The sequence below is a fragment of the Pseudomonas sp. ITEM 17296 genome, assembly GCF_028895205.1.
Classification (GTDB): domain Bacteria; phylum Pseudomonadota; class Gammaproteobacteria; order Pseudomonadales; family Pseudomonadaceae; genus Aquipseudomonas; species Aquipseudomonas kermanshahensis.
The window spans coordinates 211941-234024 of record NZ_WJRS01000005.1; the positions used below are offsets into that span (position 1 = coordinate 211941).

Consider the following 22084-nt stretch of genomic DNA (forward strand, 5'->3'; position numbering starts at 1 on the left):
GAAGGAGTGGGCTTCCATGATCGAACATTTTTGGAAGGATAAATACCCAGCCGGGATTACGGCGGAAATCAATCCTGACGAATTCCCCAATATCCAGGCGGTACTCAAGCAATCCTGCCAACGCTTTGCCGACAAACCGGCCTTTAGCAACCTGGGCAAGACTATCACCTATGGCGAGCTGTATGCGCTGTCGGGGGCGTTTGCCGCCTGGCTGCAGCAACACACCGACCTGAAACCGGGTGATCGCATTGCCGTGCAACTGCCAAACGTCCTGCAATACCCGGTAGCGGTATTCGGCGCCATGCGTGCAGGGCTGATCGTGGTCAATACCAACCCGCTGTATACCACGCGGGAGATGGAGCACCAGTTCAACGATTCCGGTGCCAAGGCGCTGGTGTGCCTGGCCAACATGGCCCACCTGGCCGAAAAAGTAGTGCCCAAGACCCAGGTCAAGCATGTCATCGTCACCGAAGTGGCCGACCTGCTGCCGCCGCTCAAGCGCCTGCTGATCAACAGTGTGATCAAGTACGTGAAGAAGATGGTGCCGGCCTATGACCTGCCGCGTGCCGTGCGCTTCAACGACACCCTGGCGCTGGGCAAGGGCCAGCCGGTCACCGAGGCCAACCCGCAACCCAATGATGTCGCCGTGCTGCAATACACCGGCGGTACCACGGGCGTGGCCAAGGGCGCGATGCTGACCCACCGCAACCTGGTGGCCAACATGCTGCAATGCCGGGCGCTGATGGGCTCGAACCTGCATGAAGGCTGCGAGATCCTGATCACGCCGCTGCCGCTTTACCACATCTATGCCTTTACCTTCCATTGCATGGCGATGATGCTGATCGGCAACCACAACGTGCTGATCAGCAACCCGCGTGATTTGCCGGCGATGGTCAAAGAGCTGAGCAAGTGGAAATTCAGCGGCTTCGTTGGCCTCAACACCTTGTTCGTCGCCCTGTGCAACAACGAGGGGTTCCGCGCGCTGGACTTCTCTGCGCTGAAAATCACCTTGTCTGGCGGCATGGCCCTGCAATTGAGCGTGGCCGAGCGCTGGAAGGCCGTTACCGGTTGCGCCATCTGCGAAGGTTACGGCATGACCGAAACCAGCCCGGTGGCCGCCGTCAACCCGTCCGAGGCCAACCAGGTTGGCACCATCGGTATTCCGGTGCCTTCGACGCTGTGCAAGATCATCGACGACAGTGGCAATGAACTGCCGCTGGGCGAGGTGGGTGAGCTGTGCATCAAGGGCCCGCAAGTGATGAAGGGCTACTGGCAGCGCGAAGACGCCACCGCCGAGATCCTCGACAGCGCGGGTTGGCTCAAGACCGGCGACATCGCGTTGATCCAGCCGGACGGCTACATGCGCATCGTCGACCGCAAGAAGGACATGATCCTGGTCTCCGGTTTCAACGTGTACCCCAACGAGCTGGAAGACGTGCTGGCCGGCCTGCCAGGTGTGCTGCAGTGTGCGGCCATCGGCGTGCCGGACGAAAAGTCGGGCGAAGTGATCAAGATGTTCATCGTGGTCAAGCCGGGCATGACCGTGACCAAGGAGCAGGTGATGGAGCACATGCGTGCCAACGTCACCGGCTACAAGGTGCCGCGCTACATCGAGTTCCGCGATACGTTGCCGACCACCAACGTGGGCAAGATCCTGCGCCGTGAGTTGCGCGATGAAGAGCTGAAGAAGCAAGGGCTCAAGAAGATCGCTTGAGCCTGTATTCTGGGCTGGCTTTGCTGGCCCTTCGCGGGCAAGCCCGCTCCCACAGGTATCTCACTGTAGGAGCGGGCTTGCCCGCGAAAGGGCCGCTGAAATCAGCGCAATTTCTCGAGCATCTGGTAGTACCACATCCCTGCCGCCAACAGCGGATTCCCCAGCAAGTCCCCCATCGGCACCCGCACGTGCTTGCACTGCGCGAAAGTGTCGAACTTCTCCAGTGTCCCGGTCAGCGCTTCGGCCATGATCTCGCCCATGATGTGGCTGGTGGCAATGCCATGCCCGGAGTAACCCTGGCAGTACCAGACATTGTCCGAGAGCTTGCCCAGTTGCGGGATGCGGTTGACCACGATGCCCATGGCGCAACTCCACTGGAACTCGATCGGCACCCCTTTGAGCGCCGGGAAGGTGCGTTCGATGCAGGGTCGCAGTTCACCTTCGATGTCGCGTGAATCACGCCCGGAGTAGTTGGCGCCGCCGCCAAACAGCAAGCGCTTGTCGGCGGTCAGGCGGTAATAGTCGAGGACAAAGCGGCAGTCATACACCGCCAGGTCCTGCGGGTTGATCTGCTCGGCCAGTTCACCCAGCGGCGCAGTGGTAACGATGCCGCCCATGGCCGGGAAAATCTTGCCCTTGAGCTTGCGTTGCTCCAGCTTGTGGTAGACATCGCCGGCCAGCATCACCTGGCGGGCTTCGATGCGCCCCTCGGCGGTAACCACTGCCGGGCGCGGGCCGTGGACGATGTCCAGCACCTCTGAATGCTCGAAGATCAACGCGCCCAGGCTGTGGGCGGCGCGGGCCTCGCCCAGGCACAGGTTGAGCGGGTGCAGGTGCAGGTTGCGGCGGTTTTTCAAGGCGCCCAGGTACAGCGGGCTCTGCAGGTGCTGGGCCATGGCGCTGCGGTCGAGCATCTCGACCTGATCGCCCATGCCGCGACGCTCTGCCTCGGCCGCGAAACCGCGCAGTTCGTTCAAGTGCGACGGCTTCATCGCGGCATGCAGGTGGCCGCGCTTGAGGTCGCAGTCGATGCCGTAGCGTGCCACCCGTTGCTCGATGACCTGGTGCCCGCGCCAGCGCAGGTGCCAGATGAAATCATCCACCTCGCTGCCCAGGCGATCGCGCATTTGCGTGCGCATGGCTTCGTCGCCCGACAAGCTGCCGGTCACCTGGCCGCCATTACGCCCACTGGCGCCCCAGCCGATGCGGTTGGTTTCGACAATGGCCACCTTCAGGCCGCGCTCTGCTAGCTCCACAGCGGTGGCCACGCCGGTGAACCCACCGCCGATGATGGCCACGTCGACGTGCACGGTGCCCTTGAGGGTCGGGTACTGCGTGTGGTCATTGAGGGTGGCGCTGTAATAGGACGGCGCGCGTTGGGCCGGTCCCTTGTTCAATGCTGCGTTCATGGGTGTTCCTTGTTATGAGTGGGGCTCAGGCTTGGTGCAGGTACCAGCGCCAGTCCTGTTCGCTGACTTCGGCCATGAACTGGCGGTACTCAGCGCGCTTGACCTTCAGGTATACCCCAAGAAATTCATCGCCCAGTGCCTCCCGGGCCCAGCCCGAATGCTGCAGGGCATCCAGGGCGGTCAGCCAGTCGGTGGGCAAGTGCTCGGTGGCCTGGGCATAGCCGTTGCCTTCAACGGGGGCGCCGGGGTCCAGCTGTTCACGGATGCCGCGGTGGCCGGCGGCGAGGATGGCCGCTGCGGCCAGGTACGGGTTGGCATCGGCACCGCAGATGCGGTGCTCCACGTGTCGGCTGTTGGCCGGGCCGCCCGGTACGCGCAGGCTGACCGTGCGGTTGTCGACGCCCCAGGTGGGCGCCAGTGGCGCGTAGCTGTTGGCCTGGAAGCGGCGGAACGAGTTGGCATTGGGGCAAAACAGCAGCAGCGAATCGCGCAGGTGGCGCAGCATGCCGGCCACCGCTTGGCGCAGCAACGGCGTACCGGCCTTGTCCTCGCTGGCGAACAGGTTGTTGCCAGCGCTGTCGGCCAGGCTCAGGTGCATGTGCATGCCGGTGCCGGCCAGTTGTGCAAAGGGTTTGGCCATGAAACAAGCCTGCATGCCATGCGCATGGGCCACGCCTTTGACCAGGCGCTTGTAGCGCACGGCCTGGTCCATGGCCAGCAGCGCATCGCCGTGCTCAAGGGTGATTTCCACCTGACCAGGTGCGTACTCGGAGATCGCCGTGCGGGCGGGGATACCCTGGGCTTTGCACGCGGCGTAAAGGTCGGCGAGGAAGGGCTCGATCTGTTCCAGTTCACGCAGGCCATACACCTGCGTACTGCGCGGGCGCCCACCGTCGTTGTCCAGGGCCGGCTGCGGGCGGCCCTGGGCATCGCGTTTTTGGTCGAGCAGGTAGAACTCCAGCTCACACGCCATCACCGGGTGGTAGCCATCGGCCTTGAGCGCTTCGACAGTGCGCAGCAACACATGGCGTGGGTCGGCAATGCTCGCCGGCAGGCCTTCGCTGGGGTGCATGCTGACCTGCACTGCGGCGGTGGGTACGCGCCGCCAGGGCAGGCGCACCAAGCTGCCTTCCAGCGGGTAAGCGCGGCAGTCGATGTCGCCAACGTCCCAGACCAGGCCAGAGTTTTCGACGTCATCGCCATTGAGGGTCAGGCCCAGGATGGTGCTGGGCAGCGGGCGGCCGGTCTGGTAGACCGCCAGCAGTTCCTCGCGGTGCAGCAGCTTGCCGCGGGGGACGCCATTGGCGTCGAGGATGAACAGCTCGAACAGCTCGATATCGGGGTTGTCGGCCAGGAATTGGCTGGCGTGCTCTACGGGTGCAAAGTGCATGATGAATTCGCTCACGGGTGCACAGGGCCACCGCGCATGCTGGCGGCCCAGTTGAGTCAAACGGCCAGGCGGTGGCCGGGTTGGGTCACAATGGCGTGAGCGAAGTGTCCGGTGGGCGCGCGTGACGGCAGTGCCACAAAGCCCAGAAGGCGAGGATGATGTGGACCAGCGGATTTTCCCCAGCACGGCTCCTGGCCTTCGGCAGCGAAGGGCGGGACGACGGTGGGGCGATAGGCTGGGCGGGAGTCATGCCTTTGATACTCACATGCGGCGTAAGGTTGATTAAAGCAGTGAATGGCAACCTTTACATCAGCCTTCACTAAACATAGCGCGCCTGCCTGATCGTTGTAGGAGCAGCCTTGTGCTGCGAAGAGGCCGGTGATAGCAACCGACATCACCTTTGTTGTCACCGGCCTCTTCGCAGCACAACGCTGCTCCTACAAACAGAAGGTGGGGTCAGCGCGGACAGCAAAGAACCCTCAAATCTGCGACAATCGCGCCTCTTCAAATGCCGATCATGAAAAAGCAGGCTCACCTGCATCACTAAAAAGCCCCATGACAGACCAAGCCATCGACCAGCTCCTGAAAAACCTCGACCACGCCATGATCGCCGACCGCCACCGTCTGCGTCGGCAACTGCACGAGCTGCGCAAACGCCCGGACGAAGCGAAGCTCGCCCAGTGGGTGGAAAAGGTCCAGGCCTCCTGCGCGCAGGTCACCGCACGCCAGCAAAGCGTGCCAACCGTGCGCTACGACGACAGCCTGCCGATTGCTGCCAAGCGTGACGAGATCAAAAAGGCGCTGGCCGAGCATCAGGTGCTGGTGATTGCCGGTGAGACCGGCTCGGGCAAGACCACTCAGTTGCCGAAAATCTGCCTCGAGCTGGGGCGCGGTAGCCATGGCCTGATCGCTCACACCCAGCCACGCCGTATCGCCGCGCGCAGCGTCGCTACCCGTGTCGCAGAAGAACTCGGCACGCCGCTGGGCGGGCTGGTCGGCTACCAGGTGCGTTTCGAAGACCAGAGTGATGCCAATACCCTGGTCAAACTGATGACCGACGGCATCCTGCTGGCCGAAACCCAGCACGACCGCTTCCTCGAACGCTACGACACGATCATCGTCGACGAAGCTCACGAACGCAGCCTCAACATCGACTTCCTGCTCGGCTACCTCAAGACCCTGCTGCACCGCCGCCCGGAACTGAAGCTGATCATCACCTCGGCGACCATCGACCTTGAGCGCTTCTCCCAGCACTTCGATGGCGCGCCGATCATCGAGGTGTCGGGGCGCACCTTCCCGGTCGAAACCTGGTACCGCCCGCTGACCAGCGAGCAGGACGAGGAAGGCAACCAGATCGAGGAAGACCTCACCGTCGACCAGGCGATCCTCGCCACCCTGGACGAACTGGCGCAGCATGAGCGCAGCGAGGGCAAGGGCCCTGGGGATGTGCTGATCTTCTTGCCGGGCGAGCGGGAAATCCGCGACGCCGCCGAGATCTTGCGCAAGGCGCAACTGCGCCATACCGAGATTCTGCCGCTGTATGCGCGCCTGTCGCCCGCCGAGCAGCAGCGCATTTTCCAGTCGCACACCGGGCGCCGCGTGATCCTGGCCACCAACGTCGCCGAGACTTCGCTGACCGTGCCGGGCATTCGTTATGTGATCGACACCGGCACCGCCCGCATCAGCCGCTACAGTTACCGCGCCAAGGTCCAGAGCCTGCCGATCGAGGCGGTGTCGCAGGCCAGCGCCAACCAGCGTAAGGGCCGCTGCGGCCGGGTCGAACCGGGCATCTGCGTACGCTTGTACAGCGAAGAGGATTTCAACGGCCGGCCGGCCTTCACCGACCCTGAGATCCTGCGCACCAACCTCGCGGCGGTGATCCTGCAGATGCTGCACCTGCGCTTGGGTGCGATCGACGCGTTCCCGTTCATCGAGCCGCCGGATGGCAAGGCCATCAGCGACGGTTTCAACCTGTTGCAGGAGCTTTCGGCGGTCAACCGCGAGAACCAGTTGACCCCGCTTGGGCGACAGCTGGCGCGCTTGCCGATCGACCCACGGCTGGGCCGCATGCTGCTTGAAGGCGCCCGCCAGGGCAGCCTGCAGGAAGTGTTGATCGTGACCAGCGCCCTGTCGGTGCAAGACCCGCGCGAGCGGCCGCCGGAGCGCCAGCAGGCGGCCGACCAGGCGCATGCTCAGTGGAAGGACGTCGATTCCGATTTCGCCGCACTGGTCAACCTGTGGCGTGGTTTCGAAGAACAGCGCCAGGCGTTGACGGCCAACCCGTTGCGTAACTGGTGCCGAAAGAATTTCCTCAATTACCTGCGCCTGCGCGAATGGCGCGATGCCCACCGCCAGCTGGCGCTGATTTGCCGTGACCTGCAATTGACGGTCAACAAGGAACCGTCCGATTACCAGCGCATGCACAAGGCCATCCTCAGCGGCCTGCTCAGCCAGATCGGCCAGAAGACGGAAGAGGGCGATTACCAAGGTGCCCGTCAGCGGCGCTTCTGGGTCCACCCGTCCTCGGGCTTGGGCCGCAAGCGCCCGCAGTGGGTCATGGCTGCCGAACTGGTAGAGACCACCAAACTGTATGCGCGGGTGGTCGCCAAGATCGAGCCCGACTGGATCGAGCCGCTGGCCACCCACCTGGTCAAGAAGAACCACTTCGAACCGCACTGGGAGAAAAAGCGCGGGCAAGTGGTGGCCTTTGAACAGATCACCTTGTATGGGCTGATTCTGGTGGGGCGCCGGCCGGTGCACTTTGGCCCGATCGACCCGGTGACCTCCCGCGAGCTGTTCATCCGCGAGGGGCTGGTGGGCGGCGAGATCCAGTCGCGGGCCAAGTGCCTGGCGGCCAACAAACGCCTGCTTGAACAGCTCGACGAACTGGAGGCCAAGGCCCGTCGGCGCGATATTCTCGCCGATGAAGAGACCCTCTACGCGTTCTACGAAGCGCGCCTGCCCGAGGAAATCCACCAGACCGCGACCTTCGATGCCTGGTACCGCATGACCAGCCAGAAGGACGCCAACCTGCTGATCATGCGCGAAGAAGACGTGCTGGCGCGTGAAGCCAGTGAGGTCACCGCGGCGCAGTACCCGGACAGCCTGCAGGTAGGGGACTTGCGCCTGTCGTTGACCTACCACTTCGAACCGGGCCACCCCCGCGACGGTGTGACCGTGCGCGTACCGGCGCCGCTGTTGCCAAGCTTGCCGGGCGAGCGCCTGGAATGGCTGGTGCCGGGCCTGATCGAAGCCAAGTGCGTGGCGCTGGTGCGCAACCTGCCCAAGGCCCTGCGCAAGAATTTCGTGCCGGTACCGGACTTCGTCAAGGCCGCGCTGGCGCGCATGACCTTCGGCCAGGGCGCGTTGCCCCAGGCCTTGGGCCAGGAGCTGCTGCGCATGACCGGTGCGCGTGTGTCCGACGAGGCCTGGGCAGAATCGGTCAACTTGGTCGAAGGCCACCTGCGGATGAACATCGAAGTGGTCGATGGCCAGGGCAAGTTCCTCGGCGAAGGCCGCGACCTGGCCGAGCTGACCGCACGCTTTGTCGCCGCCAGCCAGGCCGCACTGGCCGTGCCACGCAGCGAAAACGCCGAACGCCCGGTGCAGGCCAAGGCCTTCAGTGAAGTGGCGCAGAGCACCCAGCAGAAGATCGCCGGCCTGTCGATGACCGTCTACCCGGCGCTGGTGGACGAAAACGGCACCGTGCGCGAAGGGCGTTTTTCGACCCAGGCCGAAGCCGAGTTTCAGCACCGTCGCGCCTTGCAGCGCCTGTTGCTGCAGCAGTTGGCGGAGCCTGCCAAGTTTTTGCGTGGCAAGCTGCCCGGGCTGACCGAACTGGGCTTGCTGTACCGCGAGCTGGGCCGTGTCGAGGCACTGGTCGAAGACATTCTGCTGGCCAGCCTGGACAGCTGCATCCTCGAGGGTGAACACCCGCTGCCGCGCGACGGTGCCGCCTTGGCCGGCTTGGCCGAGCGCAAACGTGGCAGTTGGGCCGAGCACGCTGAACGCCTGGCGCGCCAGACCTTGGAAGTGCTCAAGTTGTGGCACGGGCTGCAGAAGCGCTTCAAAGGCAAGATCGACCTGAGCCAGGCGGTGGCGCTGAACGACATCAAGCAACAGCTGGCCAACCTGGTGTACCCGGGCTTCGTTCGCGAAACCCCGGGCGCCTGGTTCAAGGAGTTGCCGCGTTACCTCAAGGCCGTGGAGTTACGCTTGGAGAAGCTCGGCTCGCAGGTGCAGAAGGACCGCGTCTGGAGTGGCGAGCTGGCAAACCTCTGGGCCCAGTACAAGACACGTGCCGACAAGCACGCCCAGGAGGGCAAGCGTGATGAGCAACTGACGCTGTACCGTTGGTTGCTGGAGGAATACCGGGTGTCGTTGTTCGCTCAGCAGTTGGGTACCAAAGTGCCGATTTCTGACAAGCGTCTCAGCAAACAGTGGGCTCAGGTGGAAGCCTAAACCGCAGAAGATGTGGCAATATTGATGCAATTTGGGGCCGCCTAGCGGCCTCTGTGGGAGCGGGTTTACCCGCGAACGAGGGCAACGCCCTCGCCTTCGAGTTGGCACTAAAGTGCTATTACGCATTTTCCAGCCAGCGCCCCGTGGCGATGGCCTTTGACCAGAGGAACGACCGTGCATAACGTCGTGATCAGCGGCACCGGCCTGTATACCCCGGCCCAGAGCATTTCCAACGAAGAACTGGTGGAGTCCTTCAACACGTGGGCGCAGCAGTTCAACCACGACAACGCCGCCGCCATCGAGCGCGGCGAGGTCGAGGCAGCGCCGCTGTCCGACGCCGCTTTCATCGAGAAGGCCTCGGGCATCAAGAGCCGCTTCGTGCTGGACAAGGCTGGCATCCTCGACCCGCAACGCATGAAGCCACGCCTGCCAGAGCGCTCCAATGACGAGCCGTCGATTCTGTGTGAAATGGCGGTGGCCGCTGCTCGCCAGGCGCTTGAACGTGCGGGCCGTACCGCTGCCGATGTCGATGGGGTGATCGTCGCGTGCTCCAACCTGCAGCGCCCATACCCGGCCATTGCCATCGAAGTGCAAAATGCATTGGGCATCGAGGGTTTTGCCTTCGACATGAACGTGGCCTGCTCGTCAGCCACCTTCGGCATCCAGACCGCCGCCAACAGCGTGCAGCTGGGCCAGGCGCGTTCGGTACTGATGGTCAACCCCGAGGTCTGCACCGGCCACCTGAACTTCCGCGACCGCGACAGCCACTTCATCTTCGGTGATGCCGCCACCGCCGTGCTGATCGAGCGTGCCGACCAGGCCACCTCGAAGCACCAGTTCGAGATTGTCAGCAGCAAGTTGTGGACCGGGTTTTCCAACAACATCCGTAATAACTTCGGCTTCCTCAACCGCGCGGCGGAGGAGGGGGAAGGTGCTGCGGACAAGTTGTTCATCCAGGAAGGCCGCAAGGTGTTCCGTGAAGTGTGCCCGAAGGTGGCTGAGCTGATCGGTGAGCACCTTGAAGCCAATGACCTGCAGCCGAGCGACGTCAAGCGCTTCTGGTTGCACCAGGCCAACCTGAGCATGAACCACTTGATCGTCAAGAAGCTGCTGGGGCGTGAAGCCACCGAAGAAGAGGCACCGGTGATTCTGGACCGTTATGCCAACACCAGTTCGGCGGGGTCGGTGATTGCATTCCACCTGTACCAGGATGACCTGGCCGAGGGAGCGGTGGGCGTGCTGAGTTCGTTTGGCGCGGGGTATTCGGTGGGTAGCGTGATTTTGCGCAAACGCTGATTGCCGGGGCCGCTTTGCGGCCCTTTCGCAGCACAAGGCTGCGCCTACAAGGGAACGCGAACCGCACCTGTAGGAGCAGCCTTGCGCTGCGAATGAGCTGCAAAGCAGCCCCCTACAATGTCACACACAAAAAAAGGCAGGAAATACCGGATGGGGTCGGCATTTCCCGCCTTGAGTGAAGCAGTGAAGCGGTTGCTTAGAACTTGGCTTCCAGGTCTACCTGCAGCGTGTCTACGTCAGCATTGCTGTTTGGCAGCTGCGACAGATCGGTCTTGGCCATCAGGTACGCCGCGCCCAGCGAGAAGTTCTTGTCGATCTCGTAACCGACCTTGAACTTGTGGCCGCGAGAGCCGGTGAAGCCGTTGCCGAAGTCGGAGTCGGTGAACAGGCTGACCACGGCGTTACGTTGAACATCGCGGTAGTTGTAGTCCAGGCTCCAAGCGCCGACCTTGGTTTTCAGACCGGCCAGCCAGGCCTGGTCTTCACCGTCGGTGCTCTCGGTGTTTTTCACGTATTGGCCGTAGGCCGACAGCGGGATGGCGAAGCCAGTGAAGTCGAGCTGACCGAAGCCTTCCACCAGGTTGAACTCATTGGTGGTGTTGCCGAACGACTGCAGAATGGCCGCTTCTTTGTCGTTGTCGTAGCCATAGATGCTCGCACCCACAGTGACTTTCAGCACGTCGGCAGGGGCGAACTTGGCGCCCAGCTGGCCGTGGTAGACCTGCGCATCGTGCTTGTACTGCACGCCGTCGCCGTCGACGTTGTCCTTGAGGGTGTACTGACCGGCACTGGCGAACACTTCGGCGCCGCCCAGGTCAGCTTTGTAGGTCGCGGCCACGCCTTCCGGGTTGATGTCGCTGTCCCAGATGATATCGCCCATGCTCACCCACGGCTGTGGCATCTTGCCGCCGATCAGGTGCAGGTTGGGCACTGCGGTCGGGTGCCAGTCGAGGTAGGCCAGGTCGACCCACAGCGATTTCTTGTCGAAATAGTTGTCGAAGCTCTGGTTGGTCGAGCGGCGGTCGGCGCTGCTACCGGTGGCGATACGCACGCCAGCATCGACTTGCGGGTTGATTTCGCTGTAGAAGCCGACACGGGCACGGACGCGCTGGCGGTCCTGGTTGCCGCTGCTGCTGTTCGGGTCGTCAACGTTGACGTCTTCGTAACGCAGGCGCACATCACCCTTGATCTGGGTCTTGGCGGCCCATGCCACTTTTTGTTCAAAGGAACTCATACGCTCGGACTGCGCTTTCTGGTCGGCCTTTTCCTTGGTCTCTTTTGCCAGATCGCCTTGCAGTTCGTTGTACTGCGCCTGGTTGATCGAGCCATTGGCGCGGAGCATTTCGAGCAGCTTGGCGTCGACAGCAGCACTGGCCGGAGTACTCAGAGCCAGCATCATGCCGGTGAGGCTCACTCCGGTAAGTGTGGAAACAAGACGCATAAGGTTCTCCCTACTAGAAAAAAATGGGGGAGGCTCAGCGCCCGCCCCTGTGTTGGCATGTCTTCGGAAAGGGCCTGAATAGACAGGTTCTGGGGTTCCGGAAAACAGGCGCAAGTATTGCGGGGGGGAATGACAGATTAATGTCTAATTAGTGGCACTGTTGTTAAGTAATCGGCAATGAACGGATTGGCCAGGTGATCGTCATTTGAGTGATGGGCCATTCTTCCGGGATACTGAGGACCTCAAGACAGCGAGTCGAAACCGTGACCAGCCTGTACAGCCTTGCTCATCTGCGTGATCTTCCGGCGGCCACCTGGGATGCCCTGGTGCCTGCGGGCCAACCGTTTCTGCGCCACGCCTTTCTCAGCGCGATGGAGGACAGTGGCAGCGTTGCCCCCGCGACCGGCTGGGCTGCCGAGCACCTGGTGCTGGAGCGTGAAGGGCAGGTACGCGCCGTGCTGCCGGCCTACCGCAAGTGGCATTCGTTTGGCGAATACGTGTTCGACCACGGCTGGGCCGATGCCTGTGAGCGGGCAGGCATTGCCTACTACCCCAAGCTGCTGGGCGCCGTGCCGTTCAGCCCGGTCAGCGGCCCGCGCCTGATGGCCGCCGACCCCGCCGATGGCCTGCTGGTGTTGCAAGCATTGCCCGAGTACCTGGGCAAGGGCGGGCTCTCTGGCGCGCACATCAACTTCACCGACCCGGCACTGGACCAGCAGATGGCCGGCTTGCCAGGCTGGATGGAGCGGCTGGGTTGCCAGTTCCACTGGCGCAACCGAGGCTATCGGGACTTCCAGGACTTTCTCGACACGCTCAGCTCGCGCAAGCGCAAACAGATGCGCAAAGAGCGCGAGCAAGTGGCCGGGCAGGGCATCGACTTTCAGTGGTACCGGGGTGATGAACTGGATGAGGCGCAGTGGGACTTCGTCTACCTGTGCTACGCCAACACCTATGCAGTACGCCGGCGTGCGCCGTACCTGACCCGTGAGTTCTTCAGCCTGCTGGCCGAGCGCATGCCCGAGGCGCTGCGGGTGGTGATGGCCAGGCAAGGCGGGCGTGACGTGGCCATGGCCCTGAGCCTGGTGGGCGGTGACAGCCTGTATGGCCGTTACTGGGGATGCCTGGATGAGTTCGACCGGCTGCACTTTGAAACGTGCTTCTACCAGGGCATGGACTTTGCCATTGCTGAAGGCTTGCAGCGGTTCGATGCGGGGGCTCAGGGTGAGCACAAGCTGATCCGAGGGTTCGAGCCGGTGCTGACGCGGTCGTGGCATTACCTGCTGCATCCCGGGTTGCGGCGTGCGGTGGAAGGGTTTTTGTTGCAGGAGCGGGAAGGGGTGCAGGGGTATGCCGAAGAGGCGCGGGGGATGTTGCCTTACCGCAGGGATTGAATTTTATGTCGCTTTCCCCGGCCTCTTCGCGGGGCAAGCCCGCTCCCACAGGTGCATCACTGGTTTTAAGGGCAGTGATGAACCTGTGGGAGCGGGCTTGCCCCGCGAAGAGGCCGGCGCAGGCAACCGCACATCTCAATCCACCCCAACAAACCCGCCGGTCTGGTGATGCCACAACCGCGCATACAACCCTTGCTGCGCCAGCAACTCACTGTGGCTGCCACTCTCGACGATATGCCCTTTGTCCAGCACCACCAGCCGGTCCATCCGGGCAATGGTCGAAAGCCGGTGGGCGATGGCAATCACGGTCTTGCCCTGCATCAGTGTCTCAAGGCTCTCCTGGATCGCTGCTTCAACCTCAGAGTCCAGCGCTGAAGTGGCCTCGTCCATGATCAGGATCGGTGCGTTCTTCAACAACACCCTGGCAATCGCGATACGTTGACGCTGGCCGCCAGACAACTTGACCCCACGCTCGCCCACATGCGCATCGAAGCCGGTACGCCCTTGGGCGTCGGTCAACTGCGGAATGAACTCGTCGGCGCGGGCGCGGCGTACGGCTTCAAGCAGTGCCGCTTCGCTGGCCTCTGGGCGGCCGTACAGCAGGTTGTCACGGATCGAGCGGTGCAACAGCGAGGTGTCCTGGGTGATCATGCCAATCTGCGCACGCAGGCTGGCCTGGCTCACTTCGGCAATGTCCTGGCCATCGATGAGGATGCGCCCACCCTGCACGTCATACAGCCGCAGCAGCAGGTTCACCAGGGTCGATTTGCCCGCGCCAGAAGGGCCGATCAGGCCAATCTTCTCGCCCGGGCGGATGTTCAGATTGAGCCCTTCGATCACGTTGCTGGCTTTGCCGTAGTGGAAGTCCACATCGTCGAAATGCACCGCGCCACGGCTCACCTTCAATGCCGGCGCATTGGGCTTGTCGGTGACGGTGACCGGCTGGGCGATGGTCTGCAGGCCGTCCTGGACCATGCCGATGTTCTCGAAGATGCCGTTGACCACCCACATGATCCAGCCCGACATGTTGACGATGCGGATCACCAACCCGGTGGTCAGGGCAATTGCCCCCACGGTGATCAGCGACTGGCTCCACAGCCACAGTGCCAGGCCGGTGGTGCCGACCACCAGCAAGCCGTTGAGGGTGGTGATGACCACGTCCATGCTGGTGATCACCCGCGAGGCCAGTTGCGTTTTTTCGGTCTGCTCGCGGATCGCCTCACGGGCGTACTGCTGTTCGTAGTCGGTATGGGCGAACAGCTTGAGGGTGGCGATGTTGGTGTAGCCGTCGACGATGCGCCCCATCAGTTTGGAGCGTGCGTCGGACGAAATCACCGAACGCGCCTTAACCCGCGGCACGAAGTAGAACAGCGCGGCGATGTAACAGGCGATCCACGCCAACAGTGGCAGCATCAGGCGCCAGTCGGCCTCGGCGAACAGGACCAGCGAGCTGACGGCATAGATCAGCACGTGCCACAGGGCATCCACTGCCTGTACCGCCGAATCGCGCAGCGAGTTGCCGGTTTGCATGATGCGCTGGGCAATACGCCCGGCGAAGTCGCTTTGAAAGAAGTTCAGGCTCTGTTTGAGCACATAGGAGTGGTTTTGCCAGCGAATCAGGCTGGTCATGCCTGGGTTGATGGTCTGGTGCACCAGCAGGTCGTGCAGGCCGAAGAACAGCGGGCGCAGCAGCAGGATCACCACCAGCATCCAGATCAGCTCACCGCTGTGTTCGCTGAAGAAGTTGGCATTGGGCGTGCCTTGGGCCAGATCGATGATGCGGCTCAGGTAGCTGAACATCGCCACTTCGATCAACGAAGCGACCAGGCCGACCACCAGCAGGGCGGCGAAGCTTGGCCAGACCTGGCGCAGGTAATACAGGTAGAACGGCCACACCGTGCTCGGCGGTGCTTCGCTCGGTGCCTCGCGAAAAATGTCGATGAGTCGTTCGAAACGGCGGTACAGCATGGGTGACAACACTCCTGTTGGTCCGGCCTTCAGGCGGGTTCACGTCCCTGTGAAACCTGCATTCAGTCGATACGTTTGGCGGACTTGATATAGACCGGATCGGCCGGCACGTCGCGCATGCCCTTTTTCACGGTGGTCGGTGAGTTGACGATCTGGTCGACCACTTCCATGCCTTTGGTCACCTTGCCGAACACGGCATAACCACGGTCACGGCCTGGGTTGAGGAAGTCGTTATCAGCCACGTTGATGAAGAACTGGCTGGTGGCCGAATTCGGGTCCGAGGTGCGGGCCATGGACAGTGTGCCACGGGTGTTCAGCAAGCCATTGCTGGCTTCGTTGCGGATCGGATCTTTGGTGTCCTTCTGCACCATCTGATCGGTGAAGCCGCCGCCCTGGACCATGAAGCCCGGGATCACGCGGTGGAAGATGGTGTTGTTGTAAAAGCCGCTCTCGACGTACTGGAGGAAGTTCTTGGTACTGATCGGCGCCTTCTCGGCATTCAACTCGATTTCGACCTGACCGAAGCTGGTGTCCAGCAACACGTGAGGGGTCTTGTCGGACGCCATGACGCTGGTGGCGAAGGCGACCGAGCAGGCGGTGAGCAGGAGTTTTTTCAGCATGGGCTCAAAGATCCTTGAGAGGTGGAAGCAGCTGCAAGAAACTGCAGCAGGGTCTGGTTGAAGACCTCGGGTTGATCGAGGGGCGTAGCGTGCCGGGAATCGTCGATGACTACCAGCCTGGCCTGCGGCATCAGGGCTACGTAGCGCTCTTTGAGATGTATCGGCGTGTAATCGTGGTCGGCGGCAATCACCAGCGTGGGACAGCGAATTTGCCCAATGCGTTCCTGCACGCCCCAGTCAACGATGGCGTCGAAGCTCTTGAGGTAGGCACGTTTGTCGTTGCGTGCCCAGCGCTGCGCCATCTTCTGGCGCAGGTCAGCTTGGCCGGGCTTGGGGAACAGGCGCTGGGCCAGGCCTTTGCCCACGGTCTCGACGCTGAGCAGGCGTGCCAGGCCCCAACGCTTGGCCCACCAGGCCCAGTCGCTGCGGGTGCGGCGCTTCACCTCTGGGGCGCTGTTGACAATGCACAGGCTGCGCAGCCAGCGCGGGTGATCGACGGCAAACTGGAAGCCGACCATCCCACCCATCGACAGGCCCACGAAGTGCACCGGGCCGGTCTGCAGGTGTTCGAGCAGGGCCAGCAGGTCTTCGCTGAAGGTGGCGATCTGGTAACCGTCGCGGGGTTTGTCGGAGCGGCCGTGCCCGCGAATGTCCATGACGATGACCCGGTAGTGGCGGCTCAACAGCGGTATCTGCAGCTCCCAGTCCTGGCAGCTGGAGCCCAGGCCATGCAGCAGCACCAAGGGTTCGCCCTGGCCATATTCCTCGTAATGCAGTAAGCATCCTTCGTGTTCGAAATAGGCCATGGGCGCGGTCCTCTCAGGCTTGTGGGGGGGCTGCGAAGGGCACGTCCAGAGGCGCGGTGTCGAAGTTGCGCAGCAGGTCGATGAGAATCTGCGTAGCCGGGCCCAGGGTCTTCTCTTTGCTCGAATAAAGGTAGAACAGTGGGTGACGGCTGCCACCCTGATCCAGCGGCAACGGCTTGAGCACGCCTTCACGCAGTTCGCGCTCGATCATGTGCCGCGGCAGCCAGGCAAAGCCCAGGCCGCTGCTGACGAAGGTGGTGGCGGTGCCCAAGCTGCCGACGGTCCAGCGCTGTTCTGCGCCCAGCCAGCCGACATCCAGCGGTTGGGCGCGGCCAGAGTCGCGGATCACCACCTGCAGCTGGCTTTCCAGGTCCTGGAAGGTAATTTCACGGCCCAGGCGGTGCAGGCTGTGTTCGGGGTGGGCAACGGCGATGAACTCTACCGCGCTCAGTTCGGCGCCCAGGTAGCCGCCGATGCTATAGCTGCTGATGGCCAGGTCAGCGATGCCTTCGCGTAGCACTTCCTCGACGCCCGACAACACCTCTTCACGCAGACGCACCCGGCAACCGCGGCTTTGCGGCATGAACGCACTCAGCGCACGAACCAGCCGGGCGCTGGGGTAGGCGGCGTCGACCACCACGCGCACCTCGGCTTCCCAGCCTTGCTCCATGTGATGGGCAAGGTCTTCGAGCTGGCTGGCCTGTTTGACCAGGTGGCGTGAGCGGCGCAGCAGCACGTTGCCAGCCTCGGTGAGCACCGCTTTGCGCCCATCGATGCGCAGCAGCGGAACACCGAGCTGCTCTTGCATGCGGGCCACGGTGTAGCTGACCGACGACTGCGAACGGTGCAGCGCCTCGGCGGCCTGGGCAAACCCCCCGTGATCGACCACTGCTTGCAGTGTTCGCCACTGATCAAGGGTTACGCGCGGCGCTTTCATGTTTCGCTCCTGTTGTCCTAAGCTGCGCTCTTCCAAGGAGAGCGCCCCATGAAGAAATGTTGTGCGGCAATACTGATGTGCCTGCCCCTCGGTGCCATGGCTTACCCCATCGATGTGGAGAAGCAATTGGAGGATGGGGTCAAGCTCGACTACACGGCCTACGATACCGCCTACGACATTGGCGCCATCACCCTCAACAACTATGGGCAGGTGCCTGCAGCCTGCAAGGTGATGTTCCGCAACGGCCCGGAAGCGCCGCGGGTGCGCCGGGTGAACGTGCCGGCGGGTAAAAGCGTCGACGTCACCGCCAAGTTCAATCGCCAGATCATCAAATTGCGGATCAGCGTGAACTGTACAGCGGAATAAACGGATTAATCGATTGATTGAACCCACTTTTTACGCTTTTTTATCGATAGGTCAAGCCTTAATCTCACCTCCATCGAATCGCACCCTTTTTGCCGATGGAGGCACCCCATGTCCCGCGTACTGATCATCGAAAGCAGCGCCCGCCAGCAGGATTCCGTTTCCCGTCAACTGACCCGCGACTTCATCCAGCAATGGCAGGCCGCCCACCCGAGCGATGAGATCACCGTACGTGACCTGGCTGTGACCTCGGTGCCGCACCTGGATGCCAACCTGCTCGGTGGCTGGATGAAGCCCGAAGAGCAGCGCAGCGCCGCTGAACTCGAAGCGCTGGCCCGCTCCAATGAGCTGACGGATGAACTGCTGGCGGCCGACGTGCTGGTGATGGCTGCGCCGATGTACAACTTCACCATCCCCAGCACCCTCAAGGCCTGGCTGGACCACGTGCTGCGCGCCGGCATCACCTTCAAGTACACCCCGACCGGCCCGCAGGGCCTGCTGACTGGCAAGCGCGCCATCGTCCTGACCGCCCGCGGTGGCATTCATGCCGGCGCCACCAGCGACCACCAGGAACCCTACCTGCGCCAGGTGATGGCGTTCATCGGCATTCACGATGTGAATTTCATCCATGCCGAAGGCCTGAACATGAGCGGCGACTTCCACGAGAAGGGCATCAACCAGGCCAAGGCCAAGCTGGCTGCGGTGGCCTGAGCGTCAACGAATTCCCAACCCTGACACCTGTTTTTGCTCCTTTGGGTGTACCTGCCCGGCCTAATGGCCGGGTTTTTTTTGCCTGGGATTTCTCGGTTGCTTGTGCCGGCCCTTTCGCGGGCAAGCCCGCTCCTACAGGGAATTCACTGTTCTCAAGGCCCGTGGTGTACCTGTGGGAGCGGGCTTGCCCGCGAAAGGGCCGGCACAGCCCCCACACTTCTCATGGTTGAACTCACGCGGCGCAACCCGCTAAGGTCGCCGCCTTGATCCACGAGAGGCAACCATGGGCTACCTGATTATCGTCGCGCTGATTCAGGCGTTTTCCTTCAGCCTGATCGGCGAGTACCTGGCCGGGCACGTCGACAGCTACTTTGCCGTGCTCGCGCGGGTGCTGCTGGCGGGCCTGGTGTTCTTGCCGCTGACCCGCTGGCGCCAGGTCGAGCCGCGCTTCATGCGTTCGATGCTGCTGATCGGTGCGCTGCAATATGGCATTACCTATGTCTGCCTGTACCTGAGCTTTCGCGTGCTCACCGTGCCAGAAGTGCTGCTGTTCACCATCCTCACGCCGTTGCACGTGACCCTGATCGAAGATGCCTTGAACCGGCGTTTCAACCCATGGGCCTTGTTGGCCGCGCTGGTGGCCGTGGCGGGGGCTGCAGTGATTCGTTTCGACAGCATCAGTGGTGAGTTCTTCATCGGCTTCCTGCTGCTGCAACTGGCCAACTTCACCTATGCCGCCGGCCAGGTGCTGTACCGTCACCTGATCGCCCGAAACCCCAGCGACCTGCCGCACTACAAGCGCTTCGGCTACTTCTATCTCGGGGCGTTGATCGTCGTGCTGCCGGCGTTTTTGCTGTTCGGCAATGCCCAGCACCTACCAAGCACCGATGTGCAATGGCTGGTGCTGTTGTTCCTCGGGTTGTGCCCGACCGCGCTGGGCCTGTACTGGTGGAACAAGGGTGCTTGCCTGGTTTCCGGGGCGACGCTGGCCGTGATGAACAACCTGCATGTGCCGGTGGGGCTGTTGCTCAACCTGTTGATCTGGAACCAGCACGAGCCACTGGGGCGGTTGCTTATTGGCGGCGCGGTGATTCTGGCGTCGGTGTGGATGAGCCGGTTGGGTAGCCGCACTGACGCCGCGCTGATCCGCAAGGCCTGATATGCATACCCTCTTTGTCATCGTCGCGCCGATCTTTGCCCTCATCCTGGTCGGCTACCTGTGCCGTCGCGCCAACAAGCTCGGCGACAAGGCCGCAGCCGAAATCAACAAGATGGTGGTCTGGCTCTGCCTGCCGGCCTTGCTGTTCAAGGTGACCGCCACTGCGACCTGGAGCGAGATCTGGCACCCAGGCTTCATCGTGGCGTTTGGCACGGGCGCCCTGGCCATGTTCGTGATCACGCTGGCGTGGCGGCTGTACAGCGGCCATAGCCTGGTCGCGGCGAGCATCGACGGGCTCAGTGCGGGGTATGCCAACACCGGCTACATCGGCATCCCGCTGTGCCTGTTGCTGTTCGGCCAGGCGGGCTTGCAGCCAGCGCTGATCTCGTCGTTGATCGTGGTGTGCCTGGTGTTCGCCATTTCGCTGACCTTTATTGAGGTCGGGCTGCAGGAAGAGCGGCAGGTCGGCCGGGCGGTGCTGGTGGTGAGCAAGGCGCTGGCGAAGAACCCGCTGGTGATTTCGCCGGTGGTGGGGGCGGGGTGGGCCATGAGCGGGTTGGGGCTGGCCGAGCCGGTGATGCATTTTCTCGACATGCTGGCGTTGGCCACCACGCCGTGCGCCTTGATATCGCTGGGCGCATTCCTGGCAGAAAAGCGCGCGGGTGCGCAAGCCAGCCCGTGGCCGTTGGTGGGATTGAAACTGATTGGGCAGCCGGCCCTGACCTGGGTGCTGGCGTACAAGGTGTTCAGCCTGCCGAGCATGTGGGCGGCTTCGGCGGTGCTGCTGGCGGCGCTGCCGACCGGGACCGGGCCGTACATGCTGGCGGAGTACTACAACCGCGAGGCGGGGTTGATTTCGCGGACGATCCTGTTGTCGACCGTGGCTTCGTTGGTGACCCTGACCGGGTTGTTGTACCTGCTGGGTTACGCGGGGTGATTCGGGGGCGCTTTGCGCCCCATTCGCAGCACAAGGCTGCTCCTACAGGGAACGTGTACCTCCTGTAGGAGCAGCCTTGTGCTGCGAATGGGCTGCAAAGCAGCCCCGGCGATCTCAAGCCTCGCTCATCTCTTCCAACCGGTGCGGCACTCGCCCGCTCAACCCCACCCGCATGTCATTGCCACTCGGCTGTTGATACAAGCTCAAGCCAAACTCCGGCAACACCGCCAGCAGGTAATCGAAGATATCCCCCTGAATCCGCTCGTACTCCGCCCACACCGTGGTAGTGGTGAAGCAGTAGATTTCCAGCGGCACACCCTCGGCGCCGGTCTGCATCTGCCGGACCATGCAGGTCATGCCCTGATGCACATTGGGGTGGTTCTTCAGGTAAGCCAGCGCAAACGCGCGGAAGGTGCCGATATTGGTCAGCTTGCGGCGGTTGGCGGACAGCTCGGCCACCGGCCCCAGCGCTTCGTTCCAGGTTTGCAGTTCCTGGCGCTTGCCAGCCAGGTAGTCGCCCAGCAGGCGCACCTGGGTCAGGCGCTGTTCCTCTTCGCGGGTCAGAAAACGCACACCTGCCGCGTCGATGAACAGGCTGCGCTTGATGCGCCGGCCGCCTGACTGCTGCATGCCGCGGTAGTTGCGGAACGATTCGCTCATCAAACGCCAGGTCGGGATCGAGACGATGGTCTTGTCGAAGTTCTGCACCTTCACCGTGTGCAAGGTGATGTCCACCACATCGCCATCGGCACCGACCTGTGGCATTTCGATCCAGTCACCCACATGCAGCATGTCGTTACTGGTCAATTGCACGCTGGCCACGAATGACAGCAGGGTGTCCTTGTAGACCAACAGCAGCACCGCCGACATTGCACCCAGGCCCGACAGCAGCAGCAACGGCGAGCGGTCGATAAGCGTGGCGACGATGACGATGGAGGCGAAGATCCACAGCATCATCTTGGCCAGTTGCACATAGCCCTTGATCGAGCGGGTGCGGGCATGCTCGGTGCGCGCGTAGATGTCGAGCAAGGCATCCAGCAGGCACGACAGGGCCATGGTCATGAACAGCAGGGTAAAGGCCAGGGCAACGTTGCCGAGGAAGTGCTGCGCCGTGTCGGACAGCTCCGGCACCAGCTTCAGGCCAAACTGCAGCACCAGCGACGGTGTGGTCTGGGCCAGCCGGTGCAACACTTTGTTGTGGCGCAGGTCATCCAGCCATTTCAGCGCCTGTTGGCGCGCCAGCAGGCGGGTGCCGTGCAGCATCAGGAAGCGCGAAAGGCGGCCGACGACCAGAGAAATCAGCAGCAGGACGGCCAGGCCGATGGCGGCGTGGAGCATGGGATGTTGATCGAGGGTGCCCCAGAGGTCGAGGGAGTCACGCCAGATTCGTTGGATATCCATGGGGTTTTGAACAGTCTGTATTGCCAAACGAAGCGCCATTAGAGCGCGGATGCCGATAAAGTTGCCAAAAGAAATTCGGC

Annotated in this window: 16 protein-coding genes; 8 read left to right on the plus strand and 8 right to left on the minus strand. The window is 62.6% G+C overall.

Annotated elements, in window-relative coordinates; all coding sequences use genetic code 11:
- Nucleotides 1-16: 16 nt before the first annotated feature.
- Nucleotides 17-1714: a long-chain-fatty-acid--CoA ligase FadD1 gene (fadD1, locus tag GIB19_RS08435; protein ID WP_027593151.1), complete on the plus strand. Its 1698-nt coding sequence runs from the start codon at nucleotides 17-19 to the stop codon at nucleotides 1712-1714.
- 101 nt (nucleotides 1715-1815) lie between these two features.
- On the opposite strand, the gene GIB19_RS08440 is transcribed toward fadD1, so the two are convergent.
- Together GIB19_RS08440 and GIB19_RS08445 are read right to left on the minus strand one after the other, a co-directional pair.
- Nucleotides 1816-3123, minus strand: a complete 1308-nt coding sequence (locus GIB19_RS08440; protein ID WP_099430156.1) for an NAD(P)/FAD-dependent oxidoreductase — start codon at nucleotides 3121-3123, stop codon at nucleotides 1816-1818.
- A gap of 25 nt (nucleotides 3124-3148) precedes the next feature.
- The gene (locus GIB19_RS08445; protein ID WP_274885190.1) at nucleotides 3149-4513 is read right to left on the minus strand and encodes a glutamine synthetase family protein; all 1365 of its coding nucleotides are present in this window, start codon (nucleotides 4511-4513) and stop codon (nucleotides 3149-3151) included.
- Between the two features lie 555 nt (nucleotides 4514-5068).
- Between GIB19_RS08445 and hrpA the strand changes: the two genes are divergently transcribed.
- Together hrpA and GIB19_RS08455 are read left to right on the plus strand one after the other, a co-directional pair.
- Nucleotides 5069-8974 carry an ATP-dependent RNA helicase HrpA gene (gene hrpA, locus GIB19_RS08450; RefSeq protein ID WP_274885191.1) on the plus strand — a complete coding sequence of 1302 codons (3906 nt, stop codon included), beginning with the start codon at nucleotides 5069-5071 and terminating at the stop codon, nucleotides 8972-8974.
- Between the two features lie 174 nt (nucleotides 8975-9148).
- Complete coding sequence (locus GIB19_RS08455; protein WP_099430154.1) at nucleotides 9149-10270, plus strand: beta-ketoacyl-ACP synthase III; 1122 nt, start codon at nucleotides 9149-9151, stop codon at nucleotides 10268-10270.
- Nucleotides 10271-10466: 196 nt separating this feature from the next.
- Here the strand turns inward: GIB19_RS08455 and GIB19_RS08460 are convergent, their stop codons facing one another.
- Entirely contained in the window at nucleotides 10467-11711 is a 1245-nt protein-coding gene (locus GIB19_RS08460; protein ID WP_027593146.1) for a putative porin, read from the minus strand.
- Nucleotides 11712-11974: 263 nt separating this feature from the next.
- Between GIB19_RS08460 and GIB19_RS08465 the strand changes: the two genes are divergently transcribed.
- Entirely contained in the window at nucleotides 11975-13102 is a 1128-nt protein-coding gene (locus GIB19_RS08465) for a GNAT family N-acetyltransferase (protein WP_274885192.1), read from the plus strand.
- Between the two features lie 135 nt (nucleotides 13103-13237).
- Here the strand turns inward: GIB19_RS08465 and GIB19_RS08470 are convergent, their stop codons facing one another.
- The 4 genes from GIB19_RS08470 to GIB19_RS08485 all read right to left on the minus strand — a co-directional run bounded on the left by GIB19_RS08470 (nucleotide 13238) and on the right by GIB19_RS08485 (nucleotide 17433).
- Nucleotides 13238-15070, minus strand: coding sequence for an ABC transporter ATP-binding protein (locus GIB19_RS08470; protein ID WP_027593144.1), 1833 nt, complete (start codon nucleotides 15068-15070; stop codon nucleotides 13238-13240).
- Between the two features lie 62 nt (nucleotides 15071-15132).
- Nucleotides 15133-15690, minus strand: a complete 558-nt coding sequence (locus tag GIB19_RS08475) for a peptidylprolyl isomerase (protein ID WP_099430151.1) — start codon at nucleotides 15688-15690, stop codon at nucleotides 15133-15135.
- On the minus strand, nucleotides 15684-16496 hold the full coding sequence (locus GIB19_RS08480; RefSeq protein ID WP_027593142.1) for an alpha/beta fold hydrolase: 813 nt from the start codon (nucleotides 16494-16496) through the stop codon (nucleotides 15684-15686). The genes GIB19_RS08475 and GIB19_RS08480 overlap by 7 nt, the downstream gene beginning before the upstream one ends.
- A gap of 13 nt (nucleotides 16497-16509) precedes the next feature.
- A complete protein-coding gene (locus tag GIB19_RS08485; protein ID WP_027593141.1) occupies nucleotides 16510-17433 on the minus strand; it encodes a LysR family transcriptional regulator in 924 nt (307 codons plus the stop codon).
- Between the two features lie 48 nt (nucleotides 17434-17481).
- Here GIB19_RS08485 and GIB19_RS08490 point away from each other — a divergent pair, with 48 nt between their 5' ends.
- From GIB19_RS08490 to GIB19_RS08505, 4 genes are all read left to right on the plus strand, one after another.
- Nucleotides 17482-17799, plus strand: coding sequence for a 3-phosphoglycerate kinase (locus GIB19_RS08490; RefSeq protein ID WP_099430150.1), 318 nt, complete (start codon nucleotides 17482-17484; stop codon nucleotides 17797-17799).
- Between the two features lie 108 nt (nucleotides 17800-17907).
- Nucleotides 17908-18507 (plus strand): FMN-dependent NADH-azoreductase, encoded by a 600-nt coding sequence (locus GIB19_RS08495; RefSeq protein WP_099455006.1) that lies wholly within the window; start codon nucleotides 17908-17910, stop codon nucleotides 18505-18507.
- A 283-nt stretch (nucleotides 18508-18790) separates the two neighbouring features.
- Nucleotides 18791-19666, plus strand: coding sequence for a carboxylate/amino acid/amine transporter (locus tag GIB19_RS08500; RefSeq protein WP_085272467.1), 876 nt, complete (start codon nucleotides 18791-18793; stop codon nucleotides 19664-19666).
- 1 nt (nucleotide 19667) lies between these two features.
- Nucleotides 19668-20603: an AEC family transporter gene (locus GIB19_RS08505; protein ID WP_265968476.1), complete on the plus strand. Its 936-nt coding sequence runs from the start codon at nucleotides 19668-19670 to the stop codon at nucleotides 20601-20603.
- Nucleotides 20604-20717: 114 nt separating this feature from the next.
- Here GIB19_RS08505 and GIB19_RS08510 read toward each other — a convergent pair whose 3' ends face one another.
- Entirely contained in the window at nucleotides 20718-22004 is a 1287-nt protein-coding gene (locus GIB19_RS08510; RefSeq protein WP_085272469.1) for a mechanosensitive ion channel family protein, read from the minus strand.
- Nucleotides 22005-22084: the final 80 nt, after the last annotated feature.

Coding starts and splice junctions, on each gene's coding strand:
- fadD1 (WP_027593151.1), top strand. CDS start 17: ATGATCGAACATTTTTGGAAGGATAAATACCCAGCCGGGATTACGGCG.
- GIB19_RS08440 (WP_099430156.1), bottom strand. CDS start 3,123: ATGAACGCAGCATTGAACAAGGGACCGGCCCAACGCGCGCCGTCCTAT.
- GIB19_RS08445 (WP_274885190.1), bottom strand. CDS start 4,513: ATGCACTTTGCACCCGTAGAGCACGCCAGCCAATTCCTGGCCGACAAC.
- hrpA (WP_274885191.1), top strand. CDS start 5,069: ATGACAGACCAAGCCATCGACCAGCTCCTGAAAAACCTCGACCACGCC.
- GIB19_RS08460 (WP_027593146.1), bottom strand. CDS start 11,711: ATGCGTCTTGTTTCCACACTTACCGGAGTGAGCCTCACCGGCATGATG.
- GIB19_RS08470 (WP_027593144.1), bottom strand. CDS start 15,070: ATGCTGTACCGCCGTTTCGAACGACTCATCGACATTTTTCGCGAGGCA.
- GIB19_RS08475 (WP_099430151.1), bottom strand. CDS start 15,690: ATGCTGAAAAAACTCCTGCTCACCGCCTGCTCGGTCGCCTTCGCCACC.
- GIB19_RS08480 (WP_027593142.1), bottom strand. CDS start 16,496: ATGGCCTATTTCGAACACGAAGGATGCTTACTGCATTACGAGGAATAT.
- GIB19_RS08485 (WP_027593141.1), bottom strand. CDS start 17,433: ATGAAAGCGCCGCGCGTAACCCTTGATCAGTGGCGAACACTGCAAGCA.
- GIB19_RS08490 (WP_099430150.1), top strand. CDS start 17,482: ATGAAGAAATGTTGTGCGGCAATACTGATGTGCCTGCCCCTCGGTGCC.
- GIB19_RS08495 (WP_099455006.1), top strand. CDS start 17,908: ATGTCCCGCGTACTGATCATCGAAAGCAGCGCCCGCCAGCAGGATTCC.
- GIB19_RS08500 (WP_085272467.1), top strand. CDS start 18,791: ATGGGCTACCTGATTATCGTCGCGCTGATTCAGGCGTTTTCCTTCAGC.
- GIB19_RS08505 (WP_265968476.1), top strand. CDS start 19,668: ATGCATACCCTCTTTGTCATCGTCGCGCCGATCTTTGCCCTCATCCTG.
- GIB19_RS08510 (WP_085272469.1), bottom strand. CDS start 22,004: ATGGATATCCAACGAATCTGGCGTGACTCCCTCGACCTCTGGGGCACC.